This is a genomic window from Paenibacillus sp. FSL M8-0334 (assembly GCF_038000405.1).
Classification (GTDB): domain Bacteria; phylum Bacillota; class Bacilli; order Paenibacillales; family Paenibacillaceae; genus Paenibacillus_AQ; species Paenibacillus_AQ campinasensis.
On the sequence record NZ_JBBOCH010000001.1, the window covers coordinates 1219281 to 1235246 of the forward strand.

The window sequence follows — 15966 nt, forward strand, 5'->3', positions numbered from 1 at the left end:
TTATCTTGCATGGGGTCGACCGACCCCAACCATGCGGCGAAACAGCGTGCGCTGGAGAGCTGCCGCACGGGGCGAATATGTGTCTAAGGAAGCTTCACCAGCACTTCGTACTGCTGACCAGCCTCTACACCGGTGATGACGCTGCCTTCGATCAGGCTTCCGTTCACATAAACCTCCACATCGCTTACGCCAGCCTCACGCTTGAAATTCACCTTCAGCTCCGCACCGCGGAACAGGCGCGTGACGCTTGCCTCATGCCACGCCTCTGGAAGCTGCGGACGAACGCGCAATCCTTCCGGAGTGCCCTGCAGCCCGAACAGGCCGTCGATCAGGCAGCGATACACCCATGGCACGGTTCCGGTGTTGAACAGATGGCTCGACCGTCCGGCTGTGCGCGGAAACTGTCTGTACGCACCGCGATAATAGTTCGGGATAAACACCGGCAGCTGGCCGCGCTGCATAATATCATCCAGGTCCGGACCCGGAATCATTTTGCGCAGCAGACGATACGCATTCTCACGCTCGCCGACCAGATACAGCGCATAAATATAAAATGCCGCCGCATGGTTGTAGACCGCCCCGTTCTCCGCACTGCCCGGATGCTTCTGCGTGACCCGCCCAACGTCCTCGCGCATGGCGGTGAAGGAAGGCGCCAGCTTCTCCACACCATAAGGACTTTCGAGCTGCTCGTGTACCGCCTGAATCAGCTTCTTGCGCTTGTCTTCGTCAGCGGCTCCGCTCATCAGCGCCCAGCCCTGCGGATTGATGTAAATGCGGCCTTCCTTGTCTGTGCTGATGCCGAACACAACATTGTCATCCGTAATTCCGCGCGCATACCAATTCCCATCCCACAGATAGCGGTTCGCGGTCTCATTCGTTTCATCCGCCGCTTGTCTGAACTCCCGGGCTGCCTGCAGATGTCCGCTCTGCTCGCATATGTCGGCCCATACCTTGAAGGCATACGCGGTCGCAATCGTGAGCCAGCCTGATACCCCTTTACCCTTATAGCCAACCATATTCATCGGGTCACACCAGTCCCCCTGATTAATATAGTTGAGCCCGCGGTCATCCCGGTCGCGGATCAGCCAGTGCATGGCCAGGGTAATATGCTCAAATACCGTCGCCAGCTCCTCGCTGTCCTTAAACGGCACTTTCTCTTCCAAAATGCTGTAATCATTCGTTTCGTCCAGATAAGTGCTCAGGCATACCGGCAGCCATACGCAGTGGTCGGTATGCGGAACCTGATTGATATATTTCAGCTCCGCATCCGGATGCAGAATGATGCCGTCCGGCATCGCGCCGCTTGCTTCCTGCTGCGACAGCGCCGTCAGAAAAGCGCCTCGGGCAATCGTCGGCTTGATATAGCTCATGCCCATGTTATCCTGCAGGTAATTTCGCGTCTGCGGGTCAGTCGTCAGCCGGTTCGTCACGCCGTGATAATACATCTGTCTTGGCAGCCAGTGGTTCACAAAATTGTCCAGCCAGCTGTCCGGAGTGCGAATCTGAATGCTGCCTTGGCCCTCGCCCACGTAGGCGGCGTATTCCGGCCCTGCCGCTTCGAAGCCGTCCAGACCATCGGCGTTCTGCTCTAGGAAATACGCCTTGCGTATCCCTTCAATCTCGGCCTCATTCCGGGCCGGGCCGAACAGGAAGCGGTACTGCTGCTGCTCGCCAGCAGCCATCTCCAGCCTGTACTGCATGGCGCATACCGGCGTTTCGTAGCGCGCATCTCCGCAAGGCAGCGTCTCTGCCGCAAGCGCAGACGGGGCGTGCAAGCCTCCTTCGCCCTCAAACGCCTCCTGATTCACCTCCCAGGAGACAGGCGGACGATCCGCGAGCAGATAGGTTTTGTCGCTGAAATTTTTGATTTTGTCATAGTCCTGATACTTCTGATAAGGCGTTACGGAGGAGCAGACGATGCCCTGCAGCTCCTTCACGTACTCCCCGGACTGATTCATCCAGGACATATAGCCTACGGTAAAGTAAGGATACAGGCTGAGCTTGCGCGGCTTGGAGGACAAGTTGGTCACCTTGATCTTCCACAGCTCGATCACATCGGACTTCGGCAGGCTGAGCGTCATCTCCACCGCAATATCGTCGCTGATCACCTTCCACCGAATATCATGCTTGCCCACCGCAAAGGTGTAGCTGTCCAGCTGCTTGCGGACCGGCTCATAAGGCGCAGAGAAGATGTTACCGCTTACTTCATCCTTGATATAAAGGAACCTCCCTGGATGATGCGCGTAATACGGCTGCTCCGGCTGCATGAAGGTCTTTGCCTCCAGATTGGGCGCATGCGAGTACTTCGCTGGCTCCGGCTGCATAAACTGGGCGACCGCATAGCCGCGGCAGTTCATATGTATCATCATGTTCTCATTCCATAGAAATCCCGATGCCTTCGGCATGCTGACAGGGCTGGTCAATTCATAATATTGCTGGTCTTCCGTTGCTCTGATCATCGCTTAACCTCGCTTTCAAAAGATAAAATTCCAACTTGTATACAACTAAACAAGTATACAAGTTTATCCTACCACATCTGATTTCAGAATTCATCTCTTCCTTTGCGAGAGACAGGCATAAGGCCCGCTCCCATCGGAACGGGCCCACGACAAATAGCGGGCTGCCCGGCATCACTGGCAGCCCGCTCCCTGATCTTATTTTTTTACTGTAACGACTATCCTCTTGTTCACGCAGGGGGTGGCTATGTATAAAAGTGACCCGGCGGATGCCAATCCTGCGCGCGCCTTGCCGCACTCCTCAATGCTCAATAGGAGGAATCGGACCTGAAGAGGTTTGCGAAATATGCAGTTCAAGGTTGTCATCGATGGAAGCGTAGAAGATGTCTTCCTTCTGAATCCCTTTCGCTTGCAGCTGATCTTCCAGCCAAGCCTCGTCTTTATGGAGGTAGGACAATACTTTCTCCGAGACAGCCCCCTCAAGAATCAACGGGTAGGCTATGCCCTTCGGAGGCTCCGGCAGCCCCATATCCGCCAAGGTTACCGTCGCTTTCAGCGGCTTCTTGTATACCGACAATTTGCCGTTGGCTTCCAGTATGGCAAGCTCGACGTCATTCAGGTGGAAGATATCCTTCTCACGCAGCATCTGAAGGATGTTGTCTGTCGAATACCGAACTTTGCGCATGTTTTTCACAAGCAGGGTTCCGTCGGAAACAACCACGGTCGGCTCGAAGGTAATCCATTTGCCAAAGGTTCTGCTTTTGATGGCCCATACTGAGACCACTCGCTGCAGCAGCCCAATAAGGATGATGGCGACAGCCGTATGGATATGCTCAATCTTGGGATCGGCGATATCTGCGCCCACGACCGCACCCAAGGCGATGACAACCAGAAAATCAAACACCGGCAATTCACCAACCGACCGTTTGCCCATGAACAGCGCGATGGCCAGCAGCAAGGGGAAGATGGTTACAATTCGTCCTGAGACCAGAAGAAGCTCCTTCAATAATTCCAACACCACTCAACCTGCCTTCTCGGATAATACACAATCTGATACTACTCACTATTTCCAGTCGGGTTGCCGGATAAACTCCGAATAGCTGCTGCCGGGGGACCGCGGGCGGTGCTTCCAATCATCGGTTTCATCTGGTAGCCGAAAAGCGCTCTGGCCTGCCTGATGTCCTCTAGACGCATGGGAGCGACCTTCCACGCCGTTGGCCGAAACGAGAACAAGGAAGGCACTCTTCACGAGCGCCTTCCTTCATCTTGTCTGCCCATCACGACGCGCTCGCTGTCCGCAAACGGAACCGTTATCGAGCATTAGCGGGCTTTATGCTTTATGCATTAATTGATTCACGGCGCTAAACAGCGCTTTTACCGACGAGGTCATAATGTCTACGTCAATGCCGCAGCCCCAGTACCGGGTGCCGTCCGGAGCGGTGATGCCGATGTAGGAGACAGCCTGCGACTTCGAACCTGTTTCCAGGGCATGCTCGCTATAGATCAGATCGCTGTATTCAACGCCAAGGCCGTCTTGCAGCGCATGGCTGATCGCATCCAGTCTTCCGTTGCCGGCGCCTTCGATTTCCTTCACCTCATCACCGGTCCGAATCGTGACAATGGTATGAAAATCATCCTGCTCGGCAGAGCGGTATTTGACAAACTCGACAGGAGCGCTGATGTTCACATATTCCCTGACGAAAATGTCGTAAATTTCATCCGGCATCAGCTCCTTTTGCTGCCGGTCCGATACGTTCTTCACGAAATAGCCGAAGCTTTCCCGCATCTTCGCCGGAAGATCCAGCCCGTACTTCAGCTGCAGCACATAGCCGATTCCGCCCTTGCCGGACTGACTGTTAATGCGGATAATATCGCCTTCATACTCCCTGCCGATGTCCTTCGGATCAATCAGCAGATAAGGAACCGACCAATGCTGCGGCTGCTGCTCCTCGCGCCATTTCATGCCCTTGGCGATGGCATCCTGGTGCGAACCGGAGAAGGCGGTGAAGACCAGCTCGCCTCCGTAAGGATGGCGTTCGCTTACCCGCATTTTGGTCAGGCGCTCATACACGGAGATGATCTTCGGGATGTTCTCGAAGTTCAGCTTCGGATCCACCCCGTGAGAGTACATGTTCAGCGCCAGCGTCACAATGTCAACATTCCCGGTTCTTTCCCCGTTCCCGAACAGCGTGCCTTCCACGCGCTGCGCGCCGGCCAGCATTCCGAGCTCCGCGTCCGCCACGCCTGTTCCTCTATCGTTATGCGGATGCAGCGACAGAATGACATGCTCCCGGAATTTCAGATGCTCGCTCATATACTCGATCTGGCTGGCGTAGACGTGAGGCATGGACATGGATACCGTCGCCGGAAGATTGATAATAACCGGATTGTCTGCTGTCGGCTGCCATACTTCCAGCACGCGGTTGCAGATTTCCAGTGCAAACTCAATTTCAGTGCCTGTAAAGCTCTCCGGCGAATACTGGAACTGGAAGTTCCCTTCCGTCTCCTCTGCGCACTGCTGCAGCAGCTTCGCACCATTCACGGCGATGTCGATGATTTCTTGCTTGGATTTGCGGAATACCTGCTCCCGCTGGGCCACAGAAGTCGAATTGTACAGATGGACTACCGCCTTCTTCGCCCCTTTCAGGGATTCAAAGGTTTTGCGAATAATATGCTCTCTGGACTGGGTAAGCACCTGAATCGTCACATCGTCCGGAATCAGTTGCTGCTCGATCAGCGTCCGCAGAAAGGCAAACTCCGTTTCCGATGCTGCGGGAAAGCCAACCTCGATCTCCTTGAAACCAATATCCACAAGCAACTGGAAGTATTCCAGCTTCTCCTCCAAGTTCATCGGAACGATCAAAGCCTGGTTGCCATCGCGCAGGTCGACGCTGCACCAAACCGGAGCCTCGGTAATATACTCCTTCTGGGTCCAGTTCAAGCTGGTTTTCGGCGGCATAAAATATCCTCTTGCGTACTTTTCAACATTGTTCATGGTTATCCTCCTCTTCATCGACTTGATGCGCTGATCCTCTAAAGACCAGACATGTAAAAAAAGCCTTCCATCTCCTGCAACAGAGACGAAAGACTTTGATATCTTACGCGGTACCACTCCGAATTCATGCCAAGCGGCATGCACTCTACGGATACGGGGCTGTCAACATCGACAAACCAGGCATCCTCCTGATGATAACGGTCAGGCTCCGGCTCCGCCTACTTGAACAAGGGGTCCAGAAGTACGGGATATCCGACTTATTGAACGCTTGCTTCTACGGTTCAGCGGGCAACTCCAAGGCGAGTTCCGATTCTCTCCACGGCTGTTTCGCACCATCCAACAGCTCTCTGATCGTTTGAAAAATCGTACTATTCCTTCTCAACGTATTTTCACTATTTGAAGCAATGTTATATTAGTAACACGTCTGTGTCAATCCTATTCTGAATTTTATTATTTCCGTCCCGCAATGAAAGCAAGTCTCCGGCTCCCATAGCCTCTACCCTTTAAACATCAGCCGGATCGCCACAAGGAACAGGCATACCGACAAGATCCGGACAATGATGAGCCCCGGGATCCTGGAGGCGAGCCTCGCCCCGATTTGTCCCCCTGCCAGCGCGCCAACCGCAAGCCAGATGAACGTGCCCCATAACACATGATCCAGCACGACATGGGAGATGGTGCCCACCAGCGAGGAGAGCAGGATTGAGAACATGGATGTTGCGGTCGCGATATGCGGCGGAAACGCCAGAAACAGAATCATGGTAGGCACCATCACCGAGCCGCCGCCAATGCCGAACAGGCTGGAGATAAAGCCGACAAAAAACGCCACCCCCGAGCCGAACCACAGATTGAACGCATAGCGATGCTCCAGGCCCGAGGCATCGATGAAGCTTCTGGTCACCGTCGGCCGGAGAAATCCACCCCGGCTCTCAGTAGGCTTAAAGTTGATCACGATGGCCATCAGCATGAGGAACAGCCCCAGCGCGATAAAAAAGACGCGGCTGTCCACAATACTCGTCGTCCAGGCTCCCAGCACGGAGCCCGGGATCATCGCCACCGAGAACGCCAGGCCACTCCGGTAATCAATTCGCTTTTGTCTGGCATATGCCCATGTGCTGGAGATCGCGCTGACGAACAGAACCGCCATCGACGTGCCCGAAATCTGGGACACCGGCATCGTATACATAAGCGCCAGCACCGGCACGATGATAAATCCGCCGCCAAGGCCGGCAATCGCCCCGCTCACCGCGGCCAGCATGCCGACCAGCACCAGCAATACTTGTTCCATATGTATGTCATCCCTTCCTTACAAACGATCTGTTATGATATAGCCCTCATCAAGACCGGCCTCCCGGAAGCCGGCCATATGCCGCTCCTGATACCTAATCGGGTGCGCAGCCCCGATGAGAATGATGTTTTGCATATCGGTGCGGCGATCCGACAGAAAAAAAGCCTTCGTATAAGCAAACACCGTTTGCAGCGTCGTATGGATTGCACGGATATAAGGATCCTTCGTCCCGCGTCCAATCAGGTTCATGATGACAGCCCCCTGATCATGCAGCTTCTCCGACGCCATCTTGAAAAACTCTGCCGAAACCAGATGCCGCGGTGTCCCTTCCTTCGTAAAAGCATCCACGATCATATAATCGAGCGTATCCGCCGCCTCCCACTCCAGCAGCTCGCGCCCGTCGCCTATCCTCACAGATTCAGCTTCACTTCCAAAATAGGTGCAGGCCAGCTCCGCCACGCGCGGGTCCACCTCGGCTGCCGTCATCCGGCGGCCGGCATAATGGCGGACAATCGTCCCGATGCCGTGCCCGATCAGGAATGCAGCCTCAAAATCCGGATGGTTCGCATCCATCAGATGAATGATCGCCCTTGGATACTCAAGAACGATCCGCGCCGGATCATCCAGATCCATCGCCCCCTGCACCGCCTGATCGGAGAACTCCAGCACACGGTACCGCCCCTTGACCCCATACAACTCCGCTGTATCATAGACCTTCAGTTCACGAACATCACTTATATCGTGTAACAAAATGCGCACTTTCGTTAATCCCCTTCAATTATCGCTCACTTACGCAGGAATGATTCTCCCAGCGGGACCGTTTGCTGTGGCCGGTCCACCCCATGCGGCCTTGCCGTTTGTTAATGCAGTAATCATATTGTACACCATTCCCGGGCCCGGGCATCGCCAAACCAACAAATTCATCCCGGCTGAACCGATAACAGCACCAGAAGGACCCCACTCCCGCACATCGCAGGAGCCGAGGTCCTTCCCGTTTGCCACTCAACATCCTCCAGGTATCTCACCTGGCACCGCTGAATCAGCCACTACAGCCGACTTCGATGAAACCTGCCGCCGCAATTGATCTCGGTTGAAGCAGCCGAGGGCGAGCCTTCCCGGCTTAAATCACTTCCAGCCCATCGTTGTCCGGCAGCGGCGGATGAGGCGCATGCGGCTCCGACTGATACCAGAAGCTGACGGACGCAATGTCATCCTGCAGCGGCAAGTACCGTCCGCCCGAGCGCCAGCCAAGCGCCTGGATGCTCACGCGCAGATCGGTCTCGAAGCGAATCGGGTCCATCACATGCCAGCGATACATGCCAAAGCGCTGCTGGCTACGGTACAAGCCGTCCGGCTTGATCAGCTGATGAAAGCCCAGATAGGCGGTGGAGTATGTGGCATACTCGCCCCTTGGCTGCTCGAAATTCCAGGCCCCGCCGAAATAATCCTCTGTGCCCGTACCACAGATTGTCGGAAACTCCCGGTCTCCATCCATGTAAAATTTAATCTCCCCTTCACCCCACCAGCCGCTGTTGTTCACCTGCCAGGCCAGATAAGTGCCGACATAATGTCCCTTGCCCCGGACGCCATCCAGCAGCACATGTACATCCTTGTAGCGAAGCGGGTTGCTTCTTCTCCACTGGGCATGAAAATAAGCTGCATCCTCGGGCACCGAGGTCAGCGTATAATCGATCTGATAATACAGCACGACCTCTCCAGGCATCCGGTTCTCCAACGTGATCAGCGCCTTTCGGCGAAACGGCATCACCCAGTAGCTGTTCATACCGCCAGCCGGGTTCACCGCCACTGGCAAGGAGTCCACATTGCTGCGCTCACACCAGCCGTTACAGAAGAAATCCCCCAGCGGCGTCTCCACGCTCGGCTCGCTCTCCCCGTCCCAATACATCCGCACAATCAGATGCCGCCAGCACTCCGGCGCGCAGGTCAGCCAGATATGCTGAATGGCCCCGGGACCATCGATCTCCGCCATCGTGAACACCTCGCCCGCCGGGATCATGACCGATGGCGACACCTTCCAGCCTTGGCCCAGATCGCGCGCAGGTCCCGCACCTGTTCCTTCCGTGGCCATGCCGCCCTGCCCTTTCGCTCCCGTAAAATTTTCCGCGCTGATGGATCTTGTCTTGGCTGCTGACAGTCGATACAAATTGCCCAAGCCGACATCCAGTCCGTTAAATTCGCTCATGCTCATCGCTCTCCCTTGTGTTCATATCATGGTATTCGTCCTGCTTCATCTTCAGCGTTCCGTTTATTCACCAACGTGTACACCTTGGATTGTAGCGAAGACAGACGCCCCTATTCGATGTTAGGACTTGTGATTTGTTGTCCATTCTTGCTATTGTGGGATCATGAAACAAGCGACGGATTGAGTCTGTGACGGAATAATTGCATCCGATCTTGCGAATCAGGAGGAAACGATGAACCATCTGCCGATGCCGCCGACGATTCAGCGCCTGATGCGAAGCCTGTCCCCGAACGTTCGCAGAGCCTGGAACCACCGGGTAGACAGGATGCGCCTCGCGCCGAGAATCATTTTTGACTATGAGCTGCTGTACGTGGAGCGAGGGGAGCTTACGATCCGCGTGGAGAATGAGACATTCCTTGCCGAGCCGGGCGATATTCTGCTCTTCAAGCCGGGGCTGGAGCATGAATTTGTCATGTCCCGGGGGGAGTGCTGGATGCCCCATATTCATTTTGACGTGCTGGATTATGCGGATTACGAAGCGGTGCCGATTCATTTCAAAAGGCGCAGTGAGTGCAGCGAGGAGGAATTGGCCTGGCTCCGCCCGGACATTCTCGGCTCCGCCCTCGGCTGGCCGAATGTGATCCGCATTCCGAATCATGCCGAGGTGTTTCACACCCTGATGCAGATCATCCACGCCTACGAGCGGCGCGATCCCGATTATCCGCTGCTGCAGAAATCGCTGGTGCTCCGCATCCTCTATCTGATTCTGAAGGGGCTTCGGGCCGCCGACAACGCTCACCTGACGATGCACCAGCGGGCGATGGAGCGGGCGGTTACGTATATTATGGAGCATTATAACGCCACCATTCCGCTGGAAACCTTGTCCAAAATGGCCGTGTTGAGCGTGTTCCATTTCTCCCGCCTGTTCAAGCAGACATTCGGTGTAAGCCCGCATCGGTTTCAGATACGCTATCGTATGGAGAAAGCCAAAGAACTGATGATGTTTCATCACCATCTGTCCTTGTCTACGATCGCCGAGAAGGTTGGCTACAGCAATGTGCATTCGTTCAGCAAAGCCTTCAAGCAGGCCGAGGGCATGTCCCCTCGGCAATTTCTGAAGACGCACACCAGCCCTACGTGATCGCGATCGGACCAGGCTGGACAGATTACGACGGCATCGGATCACGCACGATGAGCGAGATCAAGAAAGAGGACACCCTGCGCAGCTTGCTGTGCCTGGTGTCCTCTTCTCCTCTTCGGGCTGGGGCCGCTCAAGAGCCCTTGTTCTTCCCTCTGCGCCCCGACATTCGCGGCGTCCCCTGCTGTATGTTCACAATTTGCTCCGCTGTGGCTTCATCCGTAATCAGCATGTTGATGTAACCGCCCTTCAGCGCCGCTATAATACAATCGATTTTATGAAGTCCGAATGCCATGCCTACCACCGTCTTCGTCTGCTTCAACTGCTCCAGCGGCAGGCCGATCACCTTCCGGTTGATCGGATGGCTGCTCACCTCGCCGCTGCGGGTGATGAACCGGGAATTGATGTCGGCAACCACCTCCAACGACTTCAGCTCGGCCAGCACCTGCTCGTTGAGGTAGCCGGATCTTTCCATCGTTGACATCGAATACGGGTTGCCGATCCCGACAAGCGCCACGTCGATATGCTCTCCCTCCTGCAATACCGAGGAGATGTTGGGCAGCTGAATGATCTGTTCCTTCAGCTCCTCTGTCTCCACGACGGCAGGCGCATACAGCGTTTCGCAGCTGACGCCGAGCTTCTTGGACAGCTCATACGCGATCTGGTTGGAGTGCATCTCATTGCGGGCATTCCCGGTGCCGCCGACAAGCGGAATGACCTTCACATTCTCCTTCTTCTCCAGCGGAAACTCCCGGACCATATGATAAAGCGTATTCCCCCATGACACCCCGACGCGGTCCCCGTTGCGGATCAGCTTCAGCACGAACTGGGCCGCTGCTTTTCCGACGGCGCTCGAGATCAGCTCCTTGTTCAGGTCCTTCGTCGGCACCACCAGCACTTGCGTCAGGCCGAAGAGCTGCTCCAGCTCCTTCTCCAGCTTGGATACCTCATGGTCATCATCGTGAATGACAATCTCCACAATCCCTTCGTCCCGAGCCCTTTGCAGCATCTTGGAAATGACGGGTCTGGACACGCCCAGCTGCGCAGCAATCTTCTCCTGCGTCCAGGATTCGTAATAGTACAGCCTGCATACCCTTACCATGTTTTTGCGTTCTTCTAGGTTCACAAGTCGTCCGCCCTTTTACATTCTTTGGTACAACTTCAAGTCGTTTTGCAATTACAACCCCCACTATAAAATGGCACTCCGGGCATAGTCAAGCGACGGGACTCCCCGCGTTCAGGCGTTTACACAAAATTGACAATAGCTTGACACAGCAATAACAGAGCCTGCTTACAATTGTAACCGTGCAGAACAAATGTAACAACATTGGGTCATGAACAAGAGGTGTGAGGCATGAATGTAAAAATTTTAGGCTATTGGGGAGGATACCCGTCGGCTGGAGGTGCCACCGCCGGCTATCTGGTTACGACGGAGGAAGGACAGATCCTGCTGGATTGCGGAAGCGGCGTGATGAGCAGGCTTCCGTATGAAACGAAGGTTGAACATTTGTCCGGTGTCATTTTATCGCATTTGCACTATGATCACATGGCGGATCTCGGCGTGCTTCAATACGCGGCAGCCGGCGCGATTCGCAACGGCCGAATGAACCACCGGCTGAAGCTGTACGCGCCAAGCGAGCCCGTCGATATGCACAGCAGGCTCTACGGCGAGCATACGGAGGTGCATACGATTGATCCGGCGACCACCATCAGGCTGGCCGGAGCCGAGATCGAATTCGTTCCGGTGCAGCACACGATTATGTGCTATGCCATCCGCATCACCTACCGGGGGAAGGTGCTGGTCTACTCCGGCGATACCTCCTACTGCGAATCCTTGATCGAGCTGGCCAGAGATGCGGATATTTTTCTGTGCGAGGCGACGATCTGCGAAGGAAGTGTGCATACATCAGGTCAAGGTCATATGGATGCCCAGCAGGCTGGGATGATCGCCGGCAAGGCGAATGTGAAACAGCTTGTCCTCGTTCACCTTCCGGGTGACGGCAACCTTGAATATATGCGCCAGGAGGCGAGCCGGGTGTTCCACGGTCCGGTAGCCATTCCCGAGCCGCTCAGCATGTACACCATTTAAGTGAATGTTAACGGAGGATTGATCGATGTATAAATTGCTTGCGCTGGATATGGACGGCACGCTGCTCAACCCGGACAAGATGATTACACCGCAGACGATGGCAGCGATCCGGCAGCTGATGCGGGCGGGCGTGAATGTCACCATTGCCTCCGGACGCTTCCCGGCCTCCGTCTGGCTGCACGCCCGGGAGGTCGGCATGAATTTCCCGCTGGTCGCGCTGAACGGAGCGGTGACGATTGATGCTGATACCGGTCACTTGCTGGAAGGCACTCCGCTTCTGCCAGAGGATGCGCTGACGCTGCTGGACCTGACGGAAACCGCCGGAGCCTACATTCATTTCTACGGCTTCAATGTGCTGTATGTGCGGGAGCTTAATGACATGAACCGGCGCTGGCCGCTCCACAATGTTGTCGTCAGGGCCAACCGGGAGCTGAACGAAGTGAATTACCGGGATCAGACGATGCTCATCCGCGTGGAGGACGTGGGCGGAGATTACCGGAAATTTATCTGCAGCACCGGTGATCCGATCTATAAAGCAGCGGTCATCTGCCGCGACCAAACGGCCCGTGAACAGCTGTACCAGGCGCTGGAGCAGCAGGGACGCTATCAGCTGTCCAGGACAGGCAGCCTGCGGTTTGATGTGAACGCGGCCGGGGTCACCAAGCGCGGCGCGCTGGAACGGCTATGTGCCGCCCATGACATTCCCGCGAGGGAGGTTGCCGCTGCTGGCGATTATGACAACGATCTCGACATGCTGCAGTGGGCCGGACTCGGCATTGCCATGGGCAATGCGGAGCCCCATGTGAAAGAACGGGCTGCGGTCGTCACCGGCAGCAACCGGGAAGACGGCGTAGCCGAGGCCATTCATCGCCATCTGCTGCTGAAAGCCACAAGCTGATGCCATGATTCATTTTTACACCTTATATACAAAAACGAACGAACCAAAGGAGAGATCATCTGTGAAACCATTAACGAAAAAAGCCATACTTCCCCTTCTGGCGGGCATGCTCTTATTCAGCGGCTGCGGCAATCCCCAGCCTGCTGCCACAACCGGACAAGACAGCGCCGAAACACCACCGGCCGCAACAACTGAAATTTCGGGCAATCTGTCGTTCTATACTTCACAGCCGGAAGAGGATGCAAGCAAGCTGGCTGCCGCATTCAATAAGCACTACCCGGATGTGAAGATTGATATTTTCCGCTCCGGTACCGAGGAGGTAACGGCGAAGATCCAGGCTGAGCGCCAAGCGGGCAAGGTTCAGGCCGATGTGCTGCTGCTTGCCGATGCGGTTACGTTTGAAGCGCTGAAGAAGGAAGACATGCTGCTCTCGTATAAATCGCCCGAGCTGAGCCACATTCCGGCTGAGCTGGTAGATCCGGACGGCATGTATGCCGGCACCAAGGTGATGGCTACCGTCCTGGCTACCAATACCCAGAAGGTATCGAGCACGCCGGATTCCTGGCAGGTGCTGACTGCGCCGGAAAGCAAAGACGCCAGCATTATGCCAAGCCCGCTGTACTCGGGCGCAGCCGCCTATAACATCGGCGTATTCAGCCGTACCGATGGCTATGGCTGGGATTTCCTGCAGCAGATGAAGGACAACGGCATGGCTGTCATTAAAGGAAACGGCGCTGTCATGCAGGCTGTTGCCAGCGGCGAGAAATCTTACGGGCTTGTTGTGGACTACATGGTTGCCCGCGAGAAAGCGAAGGGATCGCCGGTAGAATTAACGTACCCTAGCGAAGGCGTTCCGGTCATCACCGAGCCGATCGGCATCATGAAGGATGCTGCGAATGTGCCGGCCGCCCAGGCGTTTGTCGATTTCGTATTGTCCGAAGAAGGACAGAAGCTGGCCGCAGAGATTGGCTATTCCCCGATTCGGGAAGGCATCGCGCCGCCGGAAGGACTTAAGGGAATCGCGGACATGAAGATTCTCTCTGCCGATCTGGCGCAGCTGACAGACGAGCGTGAAGCGGACAAGCAGCAGTTCATCCAGGTGTTTGGTGAGTAACAACATGGAACCGGCATGGATGGAAAATACAAACGCTAGCACGATCGCACTCCCAAAGACCGGAAAAGGGCGCAAGTCCCTTTCCGGTCTGCGGAAGCTTCTGAACCTGAGGCTGCTCGCCAGACTGCTGGGCGCAGCGGCGGTACTGATCTTCTTTGTATATCCGATCCTGAAGCTGATTCTTCTCAGCTTCCAGGGAGAGCATGGCCTGACACTGGACCATTACGCCAACTTGCTGCAGCAGGACCGCTTCTGGTCCACCCTGCGGAACACGGCGGTGATCGTCATCGGCTCCACCGTCTTCTCCCTTGTGCTTGGCACCGCATTCGCCTGGATTGTCGCTTATACCGACATCCGCTACAAGGGGCTGCTGCATATGGCGGTATTGCTCTGCTTTATTCTTCCGTCCTATGTTCTGACCTTGTCCTGGTCCTCCTTCATGGGCGCACAGGGCTGGGTTGCCCAAGGGCTTCGGATGATTCATGCTGACCTAACGCCATGGAGCATGTACAGCATGGGCGGCATCATATTTGTGATGGGCATTCATCATTTTCCGCTGGTATATCTGTTCACACTGGACGTATTCCGCAAAATTCCGCGGGACCTGGAATGGGCCGCCCGCGCCGGGGGGGCCGGCAGGCTGAAAACGATCCGGCAAATTACGCTCCCGCTGGCGCTGCCGGGGCTTACCGCCGGAGGGCTGCTCGTCTTCCTGGCTTCCCTGGACAACTTCGGCATTCCGGCTTTCCTCGGATCGCCGGTGAACATCTCGGTGCTCAGCACCTTGATCTATGAGGAGATTATCGGCTTCGGGCCATCGGCCTTTGCCCGCGGCGCTTCCCTGTCCGTCATGCTCGGCGTGGCGGCGGTGATCGGCAGTCTGATCCAATGGATTCTGCTGCGCAAAAGCCACGCCTCCGACACGATCCAGCCAGACCATGCGCCCCGCTATGCGCTAGGCAAGATGCGCAAGCCGCTGTCGGCGGTGCTGTGGGGCTTCCTGCTGCTGGTCACGGTCGTGCCGCTGGCCTCGATGGTGTCCATGTCCCTCAAGCGGGCCTACGGGCTTGGCCTGACGCCTGCCAACTTCACGCTGGATAACTATCGCTACATTCTGTTCGAGAATGAGCGGGTATGGCAGGCGATCCAGAACAGCCTCGTGCTGTCTGGCGTGACGATGCTGGTCTGCCTCGTGCTCGGCTGCGGATTCGCCTATATGCGGGTGCGCAAGCCGACCCGCTTCAATAAAGCGGCAGAGCTAGCAACGGCCGTCCCTTACACCCTGCCTGGCATCGTGTTTGCCCTGTCCATGATTCTCGTCTGGATGGAGCCGATTCCGGGCTGGAATCCCGGCATTTACGGATCGATGACGATTCTGTTCATCGCCTATATATGCCGCTTCCTGATTCTGCAGATTCGTTCCGGCATCACCTCCTTCATGCAGCTCGACGCTTCGATGGAGGAAGCTGCCCGGGTCTCCGGCGCAGGCGCGTGGCGCAAATGGACCGCCATCCTGCTTCCGCTGCTGCTGCCCGGCATTCTGACCGGCGGCCTGCTGGTCTTCTTGACCGCGCTGACCGAGCTGACGGTATCGGCGCTGCTGTATGCCTCCGGCTCGCAGACGATTGGCGTCACCATATTCAGCTTCGAGCAGGCCGGCAACACGCTTTACTCGACCGCCTTGTCCAGCCTGATCGTCCTGCTGATTGGCATAGGCGGAGCGGGGCTGCTGCTCGTTCAGCGCTGGGCCGCGCGCAAGGGCTTTAAAGCTTAATGAACAATGAA

The 15966-nt window shown here is 56.0% G+C and carries 12 protein-coding genes and 1 other annotated feature; of the genes, 5 read left to right on the forward strand and 7 right to left on the reverse strand.

Annotation, left to right across the window (positions count from 1 at the left end):
- Window positions 1–83 precede the first annotated feature (83 nt).
- From MKX64_RS05325 to MKX64_RS05350, 6 genes are all read right to left on the reverse strand, one after another.
- A complete protein-coding gene (locus MKX64_RS05325; protein WP_341035465.1) occupies window positions 84–2459 on the reverse strand; it encodes a GH36-type glycosyl hydrolase domain-containing protein in 2376 nt (791 codons plus the stop codon).
- Between the two features lie 298 nt (window positions 2460–2757).
- Window positions 2758–3471 carry a DUF421 domain-containing protein gene (locus MKX64_RS05330; RefSeq protein WP_141235815.1) on the reverse strand — a complete coding sequence of 238 codons (714 nt, stop codon included), beginning with the start codon at window positions 3469–3471 and terminating at the stop codon, window positions 2758–2760.
- Window positions 3472–3786: 315 nt separating this feature from the next.
- Complete coding sequence (gene leuA / locus MKX64_RS05335; RefSeq protein ID WP_095397661.1) at window positions 3787–5451, reverse strand: 2-isopropylmalate synthase; 1665 nt, start codon at window positions 5449–5451, stop codon at window positions 3787–3789.
- 78 nt (window positions 5452–5529) lie between these two features.
- Window positions 5530–5842 (reverse strand) — a binding site (T-box leader).
- Window positions 5843–5947: 105 nt separating this feature from the next.
- Window positions 5948–6739, reverse strand: a complete 792-nt coding sequence (locus MKX64_RS05340; RefSeq protein ID WP_095397662.1) for a sulfite exporter TauE/SafE family protein — start codon at window positions 6737–6739, stop codon at window positions 5948–5950.
- Between the two features lie 18 nt (window positions 6740–6757).
- Entirely contained in the window at window positions 6758–7498 is a 741-nt protein-coding gene (locus MKX64_RS05345; protein WP_330163996.1) for a spermidine synthase, read from the reverse strand.
- A 361-nt stretch (window positions 7499–7859) separates the two neighbouring features.
- Window positions 7860–8942, reverse strand: a complete 1083-nt coding sequence (locus MKX64_RS05350; RefSeq protein WP_341035466.1) for a glycoside hydrolase family 172 protein — start codon at window positions 8940–8942, stop codon at window positions 7860–7862.
- A 232-nt stretch (window positions 8943–9174) separates the two neighbouring features.
- Between MKX64_RS05350 and MKX64_RS05355 the strand changes: the two genes are divergently transcribed.
- Window positions 9175–10083: an AraC family transcriptional regulator gene (locus MKX64_RS05355; RefSeq protein WP_095265560.1), complete on the forward strand. Its 909-nt coding sequence runs from the start codon at window positions 9175–9177 to the stop codon at window positions 10081–10083.
- Between the two features lie 130 nt (window positions 10084–10213).
- On the opposite strand, the gene MKX64_RS05360 is transcribed toward MKX64_RS05355, so the two are convergent.
- On the reverse strand, window positions 10214–11206 hold the full coding sequence (locus MKX64_RS05360; protein WP_255222969.1) for a sugar-binding transcriptional regulator: 993 nt from the start codon (window positions 11204–11206) through the stop codon (window positions 10214–10216).
- A 228-nt stretch (window positions 11207–11434) separates the two neighbouring features.
- Here MKX64_RS05360 and MKX64_RS05365 point away from each other — a divergent pair, with 228 nt between their 5' ends.
- The 4 genes from MKX64_RS05365 to MKX64_RS05380 all read left to right on the forward strand — a co-directional run bounded on the left by MKX64_RS05365 (window position 11435) and on the right by MKX64_RS05380 (window position 15955).
- Complete coding sequence (locus MKX64_RS05365; protein WP_341035467.1) at window positions 11435–12169, forward strand: MBL fold metallo-hydrolase; 735 nt, start codon at window positions 11435–11437, stop codon at window positions 12167–12169.
- Window positions 12170–12194: 25 nt separating this feature from the next.
- Window positions 12195–13067, forward strand: coding sequence for a Cof-type HAD-IIB family hydrolase (locus MKX64_RS05370; protein ID WP_095397666.1), 873 nt, complete (start codon window positions 12195–12197; stop codon window positions 13065–13067).
- Window positions 13068–13173: 106 nt separating this feature from the next.
- The gene (locus MKX64_RS05375; RefSeq protein WP_445670830.1) at window positions 13174–14181 is read left to right on the forward strand and encodes an ABC transporter substrate-binding protein; all 1008 of its coding nucleotides are present in this window, start codon (window positions 13174–13176) and stop codon (window positions 14179–14181) included.
- Window positions 14182–14185: 4 nt separating this feature from the next.
- Window positions 14186–15955 carry an ABC transporter permease gene (locus tag MKX64_RS05380; protein WP_095265564.1) on the forward strand — a complete coding sequence of 590 codons (1770 nt, stop codon included), beginning with the start codon at window positions 14186–14188 and terminating at the stop codon, window positions 15953–15955.
- The last annotated feature ends 11 nt before the right edge of the window (window positions 15956–15966 follow it).

Bases quoted from the DNA above. Each gene is read 5' to 3' on its own strand.
- MKX64_RS05325 (WP_341035465.1), bottom strand. From the start codon at position 2,459: ATGATCAGAGCAACGGAAGACCAGCAATATTATGAATTGACCAGCCCT.
- leuA (WP_095397661.1), bottom strand. From the start codon at position 5,451: ATGAACAATGTTGAAAAGTACGCAAGAGGATATTTTATGCCGCCGAAA.
- MKX64_RS05340 (WP_095397662.1), bottom strand. From the start codon at position 6,739: ATGGAACAAGTATTGCTGGTGCTGGTCGGCATGCTGGCCGCGGTGAGC.
- MKX64_RS05350 (WP_341035466.1), bottom strand. From the start codon at position 8,942: ATGAGCGAATTTAACGGACTGGATGTCGGCTTGGGCAATTTGTATCGA.
- MKX64_RS05355 (WP_095265560.1), top strand. From the start codon at position 9,175: ATGAACCATCTGCCGATGCCGCCGACGATTCAGCGCCTGATGCGAAGC.
- MKX64_RS05365 (WP_341035467.1), top strand. From the start codon at position 11,435: ATGAATGTAAAAATTTTAGGCTATTGGGGAGGATACCCGTCGGCTGGA.
- MKX64_RS05370 (WP_095397666.1), top strand. From the start codon at position 12,195: ATGTATAAATTGCTTGCGCTGGATATGGACGGCACGCTGCTCAACCCG.
- MKX64_RS05375 (WP_445670830.1), top strand. From the start codon at position 13,174: ATGCTCTTATTCAGCGGCTGCGGCAATCCCCAGCCTGCTGCCACAACC.
- MKX64_RS05380 (WP_095265564.1), top strand. From the start codon at position 14,186: ATGGAACCGGCATGGATGGAAAATACAAACGCTAGCACGATCGCACTC.